Source organism: Pseudomonas sp. S3_C06, from assembly GCF_054667675.1.
In genome coordinates, this window is sequence record NZ_CP162747.1 from 5,270,728 (window position 1) to 5,285,160 (window position 14,433).

At 58.9% G+C, this 14,433-nt stretch carries 20 protein-coding genes; 17 read left to right on the top strand and 3 right to left on the bottom strand.

Annotation, left to right across the window (positions count from 1 at the left end):
* Window positions 1-5: 5 nt before the first annotated feature.
* The 12 genes from AB4N44_RS23375 (at window position 6) to recX (ending at window position 8,103) form a co-directional block, all read left to right on the top strand.
* Entirely contained in the window at window positions 6-572 is a 567-nt protein-coding gene (locus AB4N44_RS23375; protein ID WP_150749419.1) for a tail fiber assembly protein, read from the top strand.
* Window positions 573-594: 22 nt separating this feature from the next.
* Window positions 595-1,521, top strand: a complete 927-nt coding sequence (locus tag AB4N44_RS23380) for a glycine-rich domain-containing protein (RefSeq protein ID WP_127926061.1) — start codon at window positions 595-597, stop codon at window positions 1,519-1,521.
* Window positions 1,521-1,988: a phage tail assembly chaperone gene (locus AB4N44_RS23385; protein ID WP_127926062.1), complete on the top strand. Its 468-nt coding sequence runs from the start codon at window positions 1,521-1,523 to the stop codon at window positions 1,986-1,988. The genes AB4N44_RS23380 and AB4N44_RS23385 overlap by 1 nt, the downstream gene beginning before the upstream one ends.
* A 40-nt stretch (window positions 1,989-2,028) precedes the next feature.
* Window positions 2,029-2,949: a gp53-like domain-containing protein gene (locus AB4N44_RS23390; RefSeq protein ID WP_460107313.1), complete on the top strand. Its 921-nt coding sequence runs from the start codon at window positions 2,029-2,031 to the stop codon at window positions 2,947-2,949.
* 2 nt (window positions 2,950-2,951) lie between these two features.
* Window positions 2,952-3,392 (top strand): phage tail assembly chaperone, encoded by a 441-nt coding sequence (locus AB4N44_RS23395; RefSeq protein WP_127926064.1) that lies wholly within the window; start codon window positions 2,952-2,954, stop codon window positions 3,390-3,392.
* Between the two features lie 9 nt (window positions 3,393-3,401).
* On the top strand, window positions 3,402-4,562 hold the full coding sequence (locus tag AB4N44_RS23400; protein ID WP_460107310.1) for a glycine-rich domain-containing protein: 1,161 nt from the start codon (window positions 3,402-3,404) through the stop codon (window positions 4,560-4,562).
* Complete coding sequence (locus AB4N44_RS23405) at window positions 4,562-4,816, top strand: hypothetical protein (protein WP_150749416.1); 255 nt, start codon at window positions 4,562-4,564, stop codon at window positions 4,814-4,816. Before AB4N44_RS23400 ends, AB4N44_RS23405 begins: the two co-directional genes overlap by 1 nt.
* Window positions 4,817-4,853: 37 nt before the next feature.
* Window positions 4,854-5,420 (top strand): glycoside hydrolase family 19 protein, encoded by a 567-nt coding sequence (locus tag AB4N44_RS23410; protein ID WP_460107308.1) that lies wholly within the window; start codon window positions 4,854-4,856, stop codon window positions 5,418-5,420.
* The gene (locus tag AB4N44_RS23415; RefSeq protein WP_127926068.1) at window positions 5,399-5,917 is read left to right on the top strand and encodes a lysis system i-spanin subunit Rz; all 519 of its coding nucleotides are present in this window, start codon (window positions 5,399-5,401) and stop codon (window positions 5,915-5,917) included. The genes AB4N44_RS23410 and AB4N44_RS23415 overlap by 22 nt, the downstream gene beginning before the upstream one ends.
* Window positions 5,918-5,984: 67 nt before the next feature.
* A complete protein-coding gene (locus tag AB4N44_RS23420; RefSeq protein ID WP_127926069.1) occupies window positions 5,985-6,485 on the top strand; it encodes a CinA family protein in 501 nt (166 codons plus the stop codon).
* An 83-nt stretch (window positions 6,486-6,568) separates the two neighbouring features.
* Complete coding sequence (recA, locus tag AB4N44_RS23425; protein WP_127926070.1) at window positions 6,569-7,624, top strand: recombinase RecA; 1,056 nt, start codon at window positions 6,569-6,571, stop codon at window positions 7,622-7,624.
* Window positions 7,625-7,632: 8 nt separating this feature from the next.
* Entirely contained in the window at window positions 7,633-8,103 is a 471-nt protein-coding gene (gene recX, locus AB4N44_RS23430; RefSeq protein WP_460107305.1) for a recombination regulator RecX, read from the top strand.
* A 54-nt stretch (window positions 8,104-8,157) separates the two neighbouring features.
* On the opposite strand, the gene AB4N44_RS23435 is transcribed toward recX, so the two are convergent.
* Window positions 8,158-9,276: an LOG family protein gene (locus tag AB4N44_RS23435; RefSeq protein ID WP_460107303.1), complete on the bottom strand. Its 1,119-nt coding sequence runs from the start codon at window positions 9,274-9,276 to the stop codon at window positions 8,158-8,160.
* 351 nt (window positions 9,277-9,627) lie between these two features.
* Between AB4N44_RS23435 and AB4N44_RS23440 the strand changes: the two genes are divergently transcribed.
* The gene (locus AB4N44_RS23440; protein ID WP_034154934.1) at window positions 9,628-9,822 is read left to right on the top strand and encodes a hypothetical protein; all 195 of its coding nucleotides are present in this window, start codon (window positions 9,628-9,630) and stop codon (window positions 9,820-9,822) included.
* On the opposite strand, the gene AB4N44_RS23445 is transcribed toward AB4N44_RS23440, so the two are convergent.
* Entirely contained in the window at window positions 9,823-10,248 is a 426-nt protein-coding gene (locus tag AB4N44_RS23445) for a PA3611 family quorum-sensing-regulated virulence factor (RefSeq protein WP_008077172.1), read from the bottom strand.
* A 189-nt stretch (window positions 10,249-10,437) separates the two neighbouring features.
* Here AB4N44_RS23445 and AB4N44_RS23450 point away from each other — a divergent pair, with 189 nt between their 5' ends.
* From AB4N44_RS23450 to AB4N44_RS23460, 3 genes are all read left to right on the top strand, one after another.
* Window positions 10,438-11,184, top strand: a complete 747-nt coding sequence (locus tag AB4N44_RS23450; protein ID WP_150749412.1) for a tRNA-uridine aminocarboxypropyltransferase — start codon at window positions 10,438-10,440, stop codon at window positions 11,182-11,184.
* A 223-nt stretch (window positions 11,185-11,407) separates the two neighbouring features.
* A complete protein-coding gene (erdR, locus tag AB4N44_RS23455) occupies window positions 11,408-12,058 on the top strand; it encodes a response regulator transcription factor ErdR (protein WP_077571373.1) in 651 nt (216 codons plus the stop codon).
* 74 nt (window positions 12,059-12,132) lie between these two features.
* On the top strand, window positions 12,133-12,495 hold the full coding sequence (locus AB4N44_RS23460; RefSeq protein WP_042557932.1) for a diacylglycerol kinase: 363 nt from the start codon (window positions 12,133-12,135) through the stop codon (window positions 12,493-12,495).
* On the opposite strand, the gene AB4N44_RS23465 is transcribed toward AB4N44_RS23460, so the two are convergent.
* Window positions 12,492-13,418: a LysR family transcriptional regulator gene (locus AB4N44_RS23465; RefSeq protein ID WP_034154937.1), complete on the bottom strand. Its 927-nt coding sequence runs from the start codon at window positions 13,416-13,418 to the stop codon at window positions 12,492-12,494. The genes AB4N44_RS23460 and AB4N44_RS23465 overlap by 4 nt on opposite strands.
* Before the next feature lie 133 nt (window positions 13,419-13,551).
* On the opposite strand from AB4N44_RS23465, the gene fpr reads away from it, so the two are divergent.
* The gene (gene fpr, locus AB4N44_RS23470) at window positions 13,552-14,331 is read left to right on the top strand and encodes a ferredoxin-NADP reductase (protein ID WP_007908723.1); all 780 of its coding nucleotides are present in this window, start codon (window positions 13,552-13,554) and stop codon (window positions 14,329-14,331) included.
* Window positions 14,332-14,433 lie beyond the last annotated feature (102 nt).

Consider the following 14,433-nt stretch of genomic DNA (forward strand, 5'->3'; position numbering starts at 1 on the left):
TGCTCATGTTTAATTATCTGATTGATCATCTGGGCTGTTTGACCGGCCCTGTCGAGTTTGATGTCACCCCCGGTCTTGGTGTTCAGCTGCCGAGTAATGCCGTTCAACTTTCATTCGAGCTGCCATCGCCCGAAAGCGGGCGAGTATGGGCACTGGTTAACAATGTTCCTCGAGAGCTGACAGACCGGCGCGGTGTGGTTTACCGCAAAAACGATGGAGTCAGGCAAATATGGACCGAGCTGGGAGAGTTGCCAGACACCCTGACCGCACAGCCGTGGCCAGGGGAGTTCCATGTCTGGCGCGACAACGCCTGGGTACAGGATGAGCAGGCTCGCTTGGTGAGCGTAAGACAGCAATGCCTCGATCAGCGCGACGTACTGCTACGCGATGCCGTACTGCGCATCGCACCCCTGCAATACGCCGAAGACATTGGCGATGCCAGCCATGACGAACAACTGCTGCTGATCGAGTGGAAGCTCTACAGCGTCGAGCTGAACCGCATCGAAAAACAGGCCGGTTTCCCCGATGAAATTACCTGGCCGGTCGCACCCGGCGCAACCGTAGCCAACTGATTTCAGCACAGGAAGCAGTGCAATGGATTATCCAAAAACTATCCCCGGCGTGGGACTGGTCAACGGCGGCTTCGTCGATGAAAACCCGCTCGCCGGAACACCGGGATCGTTGATTCCGGCGGCGTGGGGCAACAGTGTCACGCAGGAAATTCTCAACGCGATCAAGGCCGCCGGATTGACACCGGATGAAGCCAGAACCGATCAGCTGGCCAGCGCAATCGGTGCACTGGTCGACTTCAGCAAACTGAAAAATACCCCAACCACGTTGGCCGGTTATGGCATCACCGATGCGGTGGGGCGGTTGCTGGCAGTCAGGCAGTTCGAATCCGTCGGTATCACGCTTTACAAACCCCATCCCCGAGCGAAACGCATACGTGTGCGCTTGGTCGGCGCGGGTGGTTCCGGTGGTGGCTGTGAACCTGTCCCCGCCAATAATCACCGTATTGGTGGTGGCGGTGGTTCCGGCGCCTATGCGGAGAGTCTCTACGACGTGACCGCGCAAATGCTGGCTGGCGTGCCTGTGTCTTTGGGGGCGGGCGGCGCTGCAGTCAATACGACCGGGATGACCGGGGGCGGTGCTTCCTTCGGCACCTATATGAGCGCCGCTGGCGGTGCAGGCGGGCAAATCCTTTCATTCCCGGTGACAGCAACGACGGTCGGTTTCGTCATGGGCGGTGCTGGCGGTCAAATCGTCACGGGTGGTGGTCTTGCCAACGCTCGTGGCAGCCCTGGTGAGTTCGCGATGTACAACTTCAATTGGGGTGTCGTTTCCGGCGCTGGGGCTGCCAGCCCGTTTGACGGTGGTGGCACACGTGTAGGCGTCAATGGAAATGGCATCTCCGGCGGGCGAGGCTCCGGTGGCAGCGGATCCTGTTCGGTCAATGCGTCCGCTTCAGTCGTCAGCGGCGCCGGCGGCCACGCCTTCTGTGAAATCTGGGAGTACGAGTAATGGCCGTTTATGCACGGATCGAGAATGGCGTGGTCGTCGAGCGGATCGACACCGGTGACTACGCAATCAGCCAACTGTTTGCGCCGTCTTTTGTGGCGTCGATGGTGCGAGTTCCGGATGGTCAGGCGGTCGAAATCGGCGCGCCGATCAGTGAGTTGCCGACAGCTGCCGACCCACTGCCCGCGCAGCAAAGTCCGGTGATCCTCCTGGCGCCGGTTGCTGCAGATCAAACGCCTGCGGCAGCGGAACGTAGCTGGCGTCAGGCATCCCTTTCAGCGACCGAATGGCTGGTCACTCGCCATCGCGATGAGCAGGAACTGGGGCGTGGAACCTTGCTCAAGGCTGCGCAATACCTGGAACTGCTCGAGTACCGACAAGCGCTGCGCGACTGGCCTGATTCCAGCCATTTTCCGGGAGTGGTTTCCCGGCCGTCAGTGCCGCTTTGGCTGGCCAGCGCGATTGGCTAAGGCCTGCGCGCCCACTGTATTTCAATCAAGGAGATGAACATTGGACTATCCCAAGAGTGTGCCCAGTGTCGGACTGGTCAACGGCCAGTTTGTCGATGAGGACCCCATTGCCGGAAAACCCGGTTCGCTGATCCCGGCGACATGGGGCAACAGCGTCACGCAAGAAATTCTCAACGTTGTTCAGGCGGCGGGCATGGCGCCGAACGAATCGTCGAACAATCAGTTGCTGGCGGCGTTGCGCAGTCCGGCATTGTTCATGACGGCCCCGCAGTTTGATGGTGGACGCTCGGCAGCAACGTCCGAGTTTGTGCAACGGGCGCTAGGCAGTTATGCCAGTGCTCGCGGTATATATGCGGCCACGCAACTGACCCCGGCCGATGTCGGCTGCTCTATTGGCCTGGGCGGCAACGCGACGTATACCGTGACGCTTCCGGATGCTGCTGCGGTGCCGAGCGGCGCCACGATCAGCCTGCATTGCCGTAACAGTGCGCCCGTCACGGTGGCCAGTAAAACCGGTGCGCAGATCAGCCCGCAAGGGGCTTATCTGGCGTCGATTGTTTTGAACAATGGTGAGAGTGCGAACTTTGTCAGAGAGTCTGGAGTGTGGGTGGTGTATGGCACCGCTGCGCTCAAGTACTCCGTCAATTACGCCGCACAGTTCGCCACAGCGGGATATCAAAAGTTTCCCAGCGGTTTGATCCTGCAGTGGGTAACGGGGGGCTCCGATGCGAATGGCAACATGACGGTGTCGTTGCCGATCAGGTTTCCCAATGCTGTCCTCGGAGGTGTTGCCAATGAAGGCTATCCGGCAGGTTGGGGGAGCTCCAACGTCACCGTTTGGGCATTTGACGGCGCGAACTCCACGACAACGACAGTGGTGGCTCGGGTCCGAAGTGTCCAGGCTTCAAGTGTCAAGGTTGATTCGGGCATTTCGGGTCGCATTCTGGTTTGGGGGTACTGACCATGACTATTTATTTCTATGCGCAAAGCCTCGGTTTTGACCGGGTCGAAAGCGCACTTCCCGAACTGCCTGAAGGGGCGGTGGAAATCACCCAGGCGCAATACTCCGAACTGTTTGCCGGCCAGGCGAGCGGCAAAATCATCAGCGCCAGTGCCAGTGGTCAGCCCGTTTTGACCGACCCCGTCGTTTCTCCTGAAACGCTTGCCAGCCACGAGCGCGCATGGCGCAACCGCGTTCTGCAAAACACCCAGTGGCTGGTGTTTCGTGATGCCGAAGAACTGGAAGTGGGCGAGGGTACGACTTTGCGCTCCGAGGAATTCAAACAACTATTGGCGTATCGGCAGGCACTGCGTGATTGGCCGATTGATCCGGACTTCCCGAATTTACTTTCCCGACCAGTTGAGCCTGACTGGCTGGAAGGCTTGCTTCGGACAGCCAGTTGAGGAACTAACGTGGACTATCCAAAAAGCGTTCCCAGCGTCGGGCTGGTGAATGGCAAATTCGTCAATGAAGACGCCGTCGCGGGATTGCCCGGATCGTTGATCCCGGCGACCTGGGGTAACGTTGTCACCGATGAATTGTTGAACGTCGTCAGATCTGCGGGTCTTGAACCCAATGAAACCGATGCGACGCAGCTGTTGCAGGCGCTGAAAAAAATCAGTCAGGCCGGTGAAGACAAGCATGCAATCGATATCGGCGCCGCCAATCTGTACATGGCCAACTACGTGCCGGCCATCAGTACGTTGAAGGACGGTCTGGCGCTGCGCTTTACTGCTGGTAATGCCAACACTGGAGCGAGCACATTCGCGCCGAATGGCTTGCTGCCCAAGCCGTTATTGAGCCTTGGGCTGAGTGCGTTGCGGCCAGAGGAGATTGTCGCCAGCAGCCTGTGTTCGGTGATGTACAGCGCTGCACTGGACAGTTGGGTGCTGGTGTATGCCAGCGGCGGTAATGCTGTAAGCGGCCGGTTGTTGGGAGTGAAGACGTTTACCGCATCCGGTACCTATGAGCCGACAACCGGGATGAAGCATGTTCTGGTCAAGGTGGTGGCCGGCGGTGGCGGAAGTGCGGGAGTCGGTGCGACCACAACCTCCCAGTATGCAACCGTGGGTGGCGGCGCATCCGGAAGTTATGCTGAAGCATGGCTGTCTTCCGACACGATTGGTTCTCGTCAGATCGTCACGGTGGGGGCTGGCGGAAGTGCGGGACTGGCAGCGGCGAATGCCGGAGGTGGTGGTACCAGTTCTTTCGGTTCGCTGGTTTCTGCTGCCGGTGGTGGAGGGTCGCCGTGGATTGGATTTGTCGCGAATCAGGGCATGGGGCTTTATACCGGAGGCTATCCCGGTCAGACGGCCAGTGGAGGCAACATCGTCAATAGCGCGGGAAATGCAGGCGCCCCCGGGATATCTGTCAACGGCTCGACCCTTGCTGGGCACGGTGGCAGCTCGCCGTTGGGTGGAGGCGGTTTTGGCAACAGCGCAGCAGGCTCTCTGGCCGCACCAGGTTCCGGTTTCGGTTCCGGTGCGGGAGGAGTCGCCAACGCCCCCAATCAACCTGGCAGACCAGGTGGCACAGGTGCTTCAGGCGCCGTGATCATCTACGAGTACGCCTGATGAAAACCTACGCACGCATCACCCACAACACCGTGGTCGAACTGTTCTCGACCAACGGAAACATGGCCGAAATGTTTCATCCGGATCTGCTCTGGGTCGACATCACAGAAATCACTCCGGCACCGCAAATCGACTGGACTGCCAATTTCGGCACACTCGGTTGGATGTTCACATCCCCCGAAGAACTTGCGCCGGACAACTCACTGAAAACTCTGGCAAGAAAATGGTTCACAGGTGTTGGTCGTCAATCGTGATTCAATCGGAGGCAATATCCAGGGAGGATCAAGCATTATGCAAATAACTGAAGACAACCTTATCGACATCATGCCCAACGCCCGCTCCCAAGCGGGCGTTTTTGTTTCTGCGCTCAACAGTGCCATGGCTCGCCGCCATATCGACTCGCCCAAACGTATTGCTGCGTTCCTTGCACAAGTCGGCCATGAGTCGGGGCAGTTGCGCTATGTGCGCGAACTGGGCAACAACCAATACCTGAGCAAATACGACACCGGTACGTTGGCCTTGCGTTTGGGCAATACACCGGAGGCCGATGGCGACGGGCAAAAATACCGAGGGCGCGGGTTGATCCAGATTACTGGCCGTTCAAATTATCGCCAGTGCAGCCTCGGTCTGTTCGGCGATGAGCGTCTGCTGTCGTTGCCCGAGCTGCTCGAGCAACCGCAATGGGCGGCCGAGTCCGCGGCATGGTTCTGGGAGCAGAACGGCTTGAATGAACTGGCCGATCGCGATCAGTTCAACAGCATCACCCGGCGCATCAACGGCGGGTTGAACGGGTTGCAGGACCGCCTGGAAATCTGGGCGCGGGCGAGGGCGGTGCTATGCCAATCCCTTGGCGAATGATCGGCATCCTGATGCTGGCCGCTGGTGCTTTTGCCGCGGCCTGGCAGTTTCAGGACTGGCGCTACGGCCGGCAATTGGCGGAGCAGGCACGGTTAAACGCCGAAGTCCTCAATCAACAGAATGTTGCTGCTGCCTCAGCGCAACAGGCTGAGCAGGATAAACGCCTGGCGCTGGAGCAACGACTCGCCGCCAGTGAACAAACCCACTACCGAGCGCTGAGCGATGCCCAACGTGATCAGGATCGCCTGCGCGATCGTCTTGCCACTGCTGATGTGCGCCTGTCAGTCCTTCTCGACGCCAGCGACGTTGCCCCAGGCTGCAACATGCCAGCCACCGCCGGCCCCGGCGGCGTGGATCATGCAGCCGTACGCGCCCGACTTGACCCGGCGCATGCTCAACGAATTATCGCCATCACCGACACCGGCGACCGTGGACTGATTGCCTTGCAGGCATGCCAGGCCTATGTCAGAGCGCTGGCGCCTGAACATTTTGAATGAGTCTGTGTATTGAAAGCGCAACCGGCTCGTGTACGGTGGAGGCATTCCACACGATCCGGAGCATTCCGTGAAAGAGATCACTCAACTGGCCGCCGAACTGGGCCGACGTCTGCAACTGCTCAATGCCCACGTCACCACCGCTGAGTCGTGTACCGGTGGCGGGATTGCCGAAGCCATCACACGGATTCCCGGCAGTTCGGCGTGGTTCGAGGCGGGCTATGTGACGTATTCCAACCGGCAGAAAACCCAGCAACTGAATGTGCCGGCCGAGTTGTTCGAAACGGTGGGCGCGGTCAGTCGCGAGGTGGTCGAGGCGATGGTGCGTGGTGCCCAGGACAAAAGCCTGGCGCGATTTGCCGTGGCTGTCAGCGGTGTGGCCGGGCCGGACGGTGGTTCACCGAACAAACCGGTCGGCACTGTATGGCTGGCGTGGGGTGTTGGCGAAACGGTCACCAGTGAAGTTCAGCACTTTCCCGGTAACCGCGATGATGTCCGCCGACAAACGGTGAAGGCCGCGCTAGAGGGGCTCCTGCGACTAGCGGCACGAGAAATCGAAAATCAGGGGTAGGCGATCCGCGAACGCTGTGGAATAATACTGGCTACTTATACAGGTGTTGGCCGTCAGGCCTTATTGATTACGTGAGGACTTTAATGGACGACAACAAGAAGAAAGCCTTGGCTGCGGCCCTGGGTCAGATCGAACGTCAATTCGGCAAGGGTGCCGTAATGCGTATGGGCGATCAGGACCGTCAGGCGATCCCGGCTATCTCGACTGGCTCTCTGGGTCTGGACATCGCGCTCGGCATTGGCGGCCTGCCAAAAGGCCGTATCGTTGAAATCTACGGTCCGGAATCTTCCGGTAAAACCACACTGACGCTGTCCGTGATCGCCCAGGCCCAGAAAGCCGGCGCGACCTGCGCATTCGTCGACGCCGAACACGCCCTCGACCCTGAGTACGCCGGCAAGCTGGGCGTCAACGTCGACGACCTGCTGGTTTCCCAGCCGGACACCGGCGAACAGGCGCTGGAAATCACCGACATGCTGGTGCGCTCCAACGCCGTTGACGTGATCATCGTCGACTCCGTGGCGGCACTGGTACCGAAGGCTGAAATCGAAGGCGAAATGGGTGACATGCACGTGGGCCTGCAAGCCCGTCTGATGTCCCAGGCGCTGCGTAAAATCACCGGTAACATCAAGAACGCCAACTGCCTGGTAATCTTCATCAACCAGATCCGCATGAAGATCGGCGTGATGTTCGGCAGCCCGGAAACCACCACCGGTGGTAACGCGCTGAAGTTCTACGCCTCGGTTCGTCTCGACATCCGCCGTACCGGCGCGGTGAAGGAAGGCGACGAAGTGGTCGGCAGCGAAACCCGCGTCAAGGTTGTGAAGAACAAGGTCGCTTCGCCGTTCCGTCAGGCCGAGTTCCAGATTCTTTACGGCAAAGGCATCTACCTCAACGGCGAGATGATCGACCTGGGGGTGCTGCACGGTTTCGTCGAGAAGTCCGGCGCCTGGTACGCTTACGAAGGCACCAAGATCGGTCAGGGCAAGGCCAACTCGGCCAAGTTCCTGGCAGACAACCCGGAAGTCGCCGCGAAGCTCGAGAAACAACTGCGTGACAAGCTACTGACTCCTGCGGTGATCGACTCCAAGGCTTCTGCAGTCAAAGAGACTGAAGACGACCTGGCCGACGCTGATATCTGATTGCAGCGATGACCACCGCCGTACTCGATACCCTCGTCGCTGTGCGGCGAACCGCCATGGACCTGCTCGCACGCCGCGAGCACGGTCGAGTCGAGCTGACGCGCAAACTGCGTCAGCGCGGCGCTGAGGCGGAGATGATCGATACAGCCCTCGACCGTTTAACGGAAGAGGGGCTGCTTTCCGAAGCCCGTTACCTTGAAAGCTTTGTTTCCTACCGTGCCCGTTCCGGCTACGGCCCTCTGCGGATTCGCGAAGAGCTGAGCCAGCGCGGTTTGCAACGTGCCGATATCGAACTCGCCCTGCGCGAAAGCGGTATCAGTTGGCAGGAACAACTTCAGGACACCTGGCGGCGTAAGTTCTCCGGACATTTACCGATTGATGCGAAGGAACGGGCCAAGCAAGGTCGGTTCCTGGCCTATCGGGGGTTCTCGATGGAGATGATCAACCGCTTGTTCAGCGGTCGAGGGATGGACGATTAAACTGCTTCAATAAAAACGGCCCGCTATGAAAATAGCGGGCCGTTTTTTTTGCCCTCATATTACCTTGGAGGGTTCGCGCGAACGTTGCGCTGTTTGCGGTTTTGAATGAGCCCAGTTTTCCGGCAGATTGATGTAGTCGATCAACTCCCTCAGACGCCCATGAGTGCGGGCATTGAAGGCAAAGGCCAGTCGCACCAGATGGCTGTACTGCGCTTCATCCTGCTCCTCACCGCTGTAGGCGTGTTGATGAAACTGGTCGCTCAGGCACAAATCCGCGAAGGCATCTTGCATATGTTCCAGCGCTTGATCGCTGAGCTTGTGATGCATGCGGATCACGAATTGCCGCTTGAGCCAACGGCTGGAGTGGAAGTTGCTGTAGAACTGGTTGATCTGATCCACCGCCTCTTCGACGGTGTAAACCAGTCGCATCAGTTTCATGTCGGTAGGCAGGATGTAGTGGTTGGCCTCCAATTGCTGGCGGATGAAGTCCATCGCGCCTTGCCAGAATGTGCCGCCCGGCGCATCCAGCAGCACCACCGGCACCAATGGACTTTTGCCGGTCTGGATCAAAGTCAGCACTTCCAATGCTTCATCTAACGTGCCGAAACCGCCGGGGCACAACACCAGTGCGTCAGCCTCTTTGACGAAGAACAGCTTGCGCGTGAAGAAAAAATGGAAAGGCAGCAGATTACCGGTGCCATCGACAGTGGGGTTGGCATGTTGTTCGAAGGGCAGGGTGATGTTGAAGCCGAGGCTATGATCGCGGCCGGCACCTTCATGGGCGGCGGCCATGATGCCGCCCCCGGCGCCAGTGATGACCATCATCCCCGAGCGGGTCAACGCCGCGCCGAGTTCACGGGCCATGGCATATAGAGGATGTTCGACTGGTGTCCGCGCCGAGCCGAACACCGTGACTTTACGTCGGCCCTTGAATTGTTCCAGCACCCGGAATGCCTGCTCCAGTTCGCGCAGGGCTTGCAGGGTGATCTTGGCGTTCCAGCGGTTGTGGTCTTCCTGAGCCATGCGCAGCACGGTCAGAATCATGTCGCGGTAGATCGGAATGTTCGGGCTGTTGGGGGAAACACGGTTGAGTTGTTCTTCGACCTTACTGATGAGGTCGGGGCCGCTTTCCTGAAAATGACGACTCAAGAGGTCATTCGGTTGATAAGGCATTCAACGTCTCCTTCTGCACAGAGCGGTTGGCCCTGACGAGCGGCGTCAGTGCCGCGCTGCAAAAAACACACGATCGACAGTTCCTTTCCTGCCGTTGAAAAGTGATCGGGAATACTCTGAATCTAGACCCTTGCGCGCAATCGCGCTGACTTGATCATTGCGCTGCAAGGTTTTGGCTGGCAACCGTTTATTGATTTTCCGCCCGTTCCGTCACCGCTCGTCCGAACGTGCGCCGAGCGGCAATCCCTCTGATTAACTAACTCACAGGCGCCGTACGACAGCTTTGCGTCAACAAACGTACGCAAGGTGCACGCGATTCAAGGATTTGCGGGTGGCAAGGAGGCGGGGCACATGGCCAGAGTGATTCTGGAGATCGATACGCAGCTGTATCGAATGTTGAAGGCATCAGCCGAGACCAATCATCTCAGTCTCGAAGAAGAGTGCTGCCGGCGGTTGGCGGGCGGCGAGCGCCGTTCGCACTATTTACAGGCCTTGCTGGCCGAACTGCGCGCCGAGGATGAACAGCGGCGCGCCAATTCTCGATGATTACTTCTTCTTCGCCGGCCCGGCTTTCGGGCAATCCGATTCCTGGTAGCTGGCGGAGCCGATCGCTTTGTTGGTTTTCACTTCCGTGAAGTCGTAACGCATGATCGCGCCCTTGGCCATCAGCTTGCGAAACGACGGGTTGTTGCACACCGAAGCGCCCAACTGGAAATACACGGCTTTAGGATCAGCGCGCATCTTGTCGGCGTGGCTCTTCTGCACGCTCAGGTGGTTGATCAACTGCGTGCCTTCAACGGTGAAGCCCTGATCAAGAATGTCTTCACTGATGGCGCGTGGCGTGCCGACGCTGCTCTGGGCGGCGACGTTGCGCAGCTCGCGGTTCAGATTCTGCTCACTCAGGGAGGCAGCCTGAGCGGTGAAGGACGACGCCAGCAGAATGGCAGCGGTGGGAACGATAAGGCGCAGCATGAAACTCTCCTGGTTCAGTGACTGGTGGTTCGACCAGCCACGTGACTGTGCGTTCAGTGGCGGCGAATTATAGGGGAGCCGGTCGGGAGGGTACAGGCTTGTGCCCGTCGCTCTGGTAAACTGCCGGCCTTTATTGCCCTGCCGAGTGTTGTTCGTGTCGAGTTTTCCTGCTTTTCGGCGTTATCCGCGATGAATCATGCCCCCAACGCCGTCGCTCGTCTGCGTGACCAGCGTGAAGATGAAGGCATCAAGCCGATTCAGGCCCGTGGCTTTCGCTCTGAGCGTTGCCGCGACTGCCGGGTGATCATCAGCCATTGCCTGTGCGCCTGGCGGCCGAGTGTCGAAACGCGTTCGGGCGTGTGTCTGATCATGACCGGCAAGGAAGTGTTCAAACCGAGCAACACCGGTTGGCTGATTGCCGATGTCGTGCGCGATAACCATGCGTTTATCTGGTCGCGCACCGAGCCCGATCTGCAGATGCTGGCGCTGCTCAACGATCCGCAGTGGCAGCCATACCTGGTGTTTCCTGGCGAATACGTCGAGCCATCGCGCGTGACCAACACCGTCGCGATCGATAGCAGCAAACGTCCGCTGTTCATTTTGCTCGATGCGACCTGGACCGAAGCGCGGAAGATTTTCCGCAAGAGCCCGTATTTCGATCGCTTGCCGATCTTGAGTCTGTTACCCGACAAACTTTCGCGCTACCGCTTGCGTCGTTCGACCCGCAGCGAGCACTTGTGCACTGCCGAAGTCGCCGCGTTGTGTCTGGAACTGGCCGGTGACAGCGACGCCGCCTCTGCGCTGGACGCCTATTTCGACGTGTTCAGCCAGCATTACCTCGGCGCCAAACAGCAGGTCGACATGAATGAGTCCACTCCTGCTCACGCCGAGTTGCTGCCCTATATACGAAAGCCGCAGCCGGAGTTGGCCCAATAGTGGCCCATACTGTGCACAACGGCGGCCGTGCGGCTTGACCACCCAGTCTGCGCTGGGCATGCTTGGCGCCGATTGGGGTGCGGCCAAGGTTTGAAACGCCGTGTTTGCTGTTGATTGGCGTTGAACGTGCCCCTGTGGATATCGCCGCCAAGCGGTATCTTGAGTTGCTTTGGCCAGACCGGAATGCACCGCGTCTGCCATCAAAAACAGGATCATTTGAAAAATGGCCACATACGACATCCTGATTGCCGATGATCACCCTCTGTTTCGTAGCGCCCTGCATCAAGCGGTGACGCTGGGCCTCGGCCCTGATGTACGCTTGGTCGAAGTAGCAAGCATCGCCGAACTGGAAACCCGCCTGACCGAAAAAGCCGACTGGGATCTGGTCCTGCTGGACCTGAATATGCCCGGCGCTTTCGGATTTTCCGGATTGGTCATGCTACGCGGACAGTATCCGCAGATTCCGGTGGTGATGGTCTCGGCGCAGGAAGAAGCGTCGGTAATGGTCAAGTCCCGTGAGTTTGGCGCCAGTGGCTTCATTCCCAAGTCCAGCGACCTCAGCGTGATTCAGCAAGCGGTGCGCAAAGTACTCGATGGCGATGTCTTCTGGCCGCCGCAAGCGTTTGAAGCGGTCGCCGTTTCCGACGAAGCCAAAGCTGCCAGCGATGGCCTTGCCAGCCTGACGCCGCAGCAGTTCCGCGTGTTGACCATGGTCTGCGAAGGCCTGCTGAACAAGCAGATTGCTTATGAGCTGAGCGTGTCGGAAGCGACCATCAAGGCCCACGTCACGGCGATCTTTCGCAAGCTGAATGTGCGCACCCGCACGCAAGCGGCTTTACTGCTGCAACAACTTGAGTCAATTCCGAGCCAATAATGGCTGGCGTCTTCACGCTTTTTTGACTTTTGTTGATCTAGTTTTCCCACTCCTTTTTGGTTGGTTTCTACTTTATGTCACCTTTCAAGGGCCAGACCGGCCTGAAACGCATCCTCAACGCTTCCGGCTACTCGCTGGACGGTCTGCGCGCAGCCTTCACCGGTGAGGCGGCATTCCGTCAACTGGTGCTGCTTAATGTCGTGCTGGTTCCGCTGACGTTCTTCCTCAATGTCAGCCGCGTGGAGCAGGCTTTGCTGATTGCCGTGTGCTTGTTGGCGCTGATCGTCGAGCTGTTGAACTCGGCGGTAGAAGCGGCCATCGACCGCATCTCGCTGGAACTGCATCCGCTGTCGAAGAACGCCAAGGACATGGGCAGCGCCGCGCAATTCGTGGCACTGAGCATGATCGCGCTGGTGTGGGCAGTGATTCTGCTTTAAGCGATTGTCGGCAAGACAATCTCGTCGCTGCGCTGCACCCCGGCGGTGAAAGCGCGGCACAGCTCCAGAAACTCGCGCATCGCCGAAGTCTGGTATTTCTGCTTGTGCCAGATGAAGTAGAACTGTCGCGCCAGATCCAGATCCGGCGTTTCCACCGGCACCAGACTGCCGCGACGGAACGCATCACGCAGCGCCAGCCGTGAGATGCAGCCAATCCCCAAGCCCGATTCCACCGCGCGTTTGATCGCTTCGGTGTGTTCTAGCTCCAGTCGGATATTCAGCGCACTGCGATGGTGGCGCATGGCTTGATCGAAGGTCAGTCGCGTGCCGGAGCCCTGTTCACGCAGAATCCATGCTTCGTGAGTCAACTCTTCCATGGTCGCGCTGCCGCGTTGGGCCAATGGATGCTGCGGCGCGCAGAACACCACCAGCTCATCCTCGACCCAGCTCTGCACTTCGATGTCGGGGTGGCTGCAATCGCCTTCGATCAGACCCAGATCAATTTCGTAGTGGGCGACTTGTTGCACGATATTGGCAGTGTTCTGTACATGCAGCTTCACCTGACTTTCCGGATGGCGCTGCATGAAGCTGCCGATCAACAGGGTTGCCAGGTAATTGCCGATGGTCAGCGTCGCGCCGACCGACAGCGAGCCGAAACCGGATTTGCCGTTGAGCAGGTCCTCGATTTCCTTGGCCTGATCGAGCAGCGCCACCGCCTGTGGCAACAGCTGTTTGCCAAGGGCGTTGAGGCTCAGCCGTTTGCCGGCGCGGTCGAACAGCTGGCAGCTGGATTGGCGCTCGAGCTCGGTGATCGAGGTGCTGGCGGCCGACTGCGAGAGGTTGAGCAGACCCGCAGCACGGGATACGCTTTCCTGCTGGGCGACGGCGACGAAGACTTGAAGTTGACGGAGAGTAAATCGCATATCGATATAACCGATAACCCTTATCTTAATAATCCAGTTAACAGATATTGTCGTCGCTATTAGAATGCGATGCAATTGCGCACCGTCGCCTTCAAAAGCCAGCGCAGACCCAATCTCCAGGAGTCAAACGTACATGAGCAACATGAACCACGAGCGTGTCCTCAGTGTTCATCACTGGAACGACACTCTGTTCAGCTTCAAGTGCACCCGCGATCCGGGCCTGCGCTTCGAGAACGGTCAGTTCGTGATGATCGGCCTGCAACAGCCTAACGGCCGCCCGCTTATGCGCGCTTACTCGATCGCCAGCCCGAACTGGGAAGAGCATCTGGAGTTCTTCAGCATCAAGGTGCAGGACGGCCCGCTGACTTCGCAACTGCAGCACTTGAAGGAAGGCGACGAGATCATCATCTCGAAGAAGCCTACCGGCACCCTGGTTCTGGATGACCTGAACCCAGGCAAGCACTTGTACCTGCTGAGCACCGGCACTGGCCTGGCGCCGTTCATGAGCGTGATTCAGGACCCGGAAACCTACGAGCGCTTTGAAAAAGTGATCCTGGTTCACGGCGTACGCTACGTCAACGAAGTCGCCTACCGCGAATTCATCACCGAGCATCTGCCGCAGAACGAGTTCTTCGGCGAAGCGCTGCGTGACAAGCTGATCTACTACCCGACCGTGACCCGCGAGCCTTTCGAGAATCAGGGCCGCCTGACCGACCTGATGCGCAGCGGCAAGCTGTTCAGCGACATCGGCCTGCCACCGATCAACCCGCAGGACGACCGCGCGATGATCTGCGGCAGCCCGAGCATGCTCGACGAGACCAGCGAAGTGCTCGACAGCTTCGGCCTGAAGATCTCGGCGCGGATGCGCGAGCCGGGTGATTACCTGATCGAGCGTGCGTTCGTCGAGAAGTAAGCGTTTGGCCGGTGACGCGGAGCGTCACTGGATGCATTCCCACGCGGAGCGTGGGAACGATCAGCCCGCGTTGCCTGTTAAGGCAGCGCGGGCTTTTTCGTT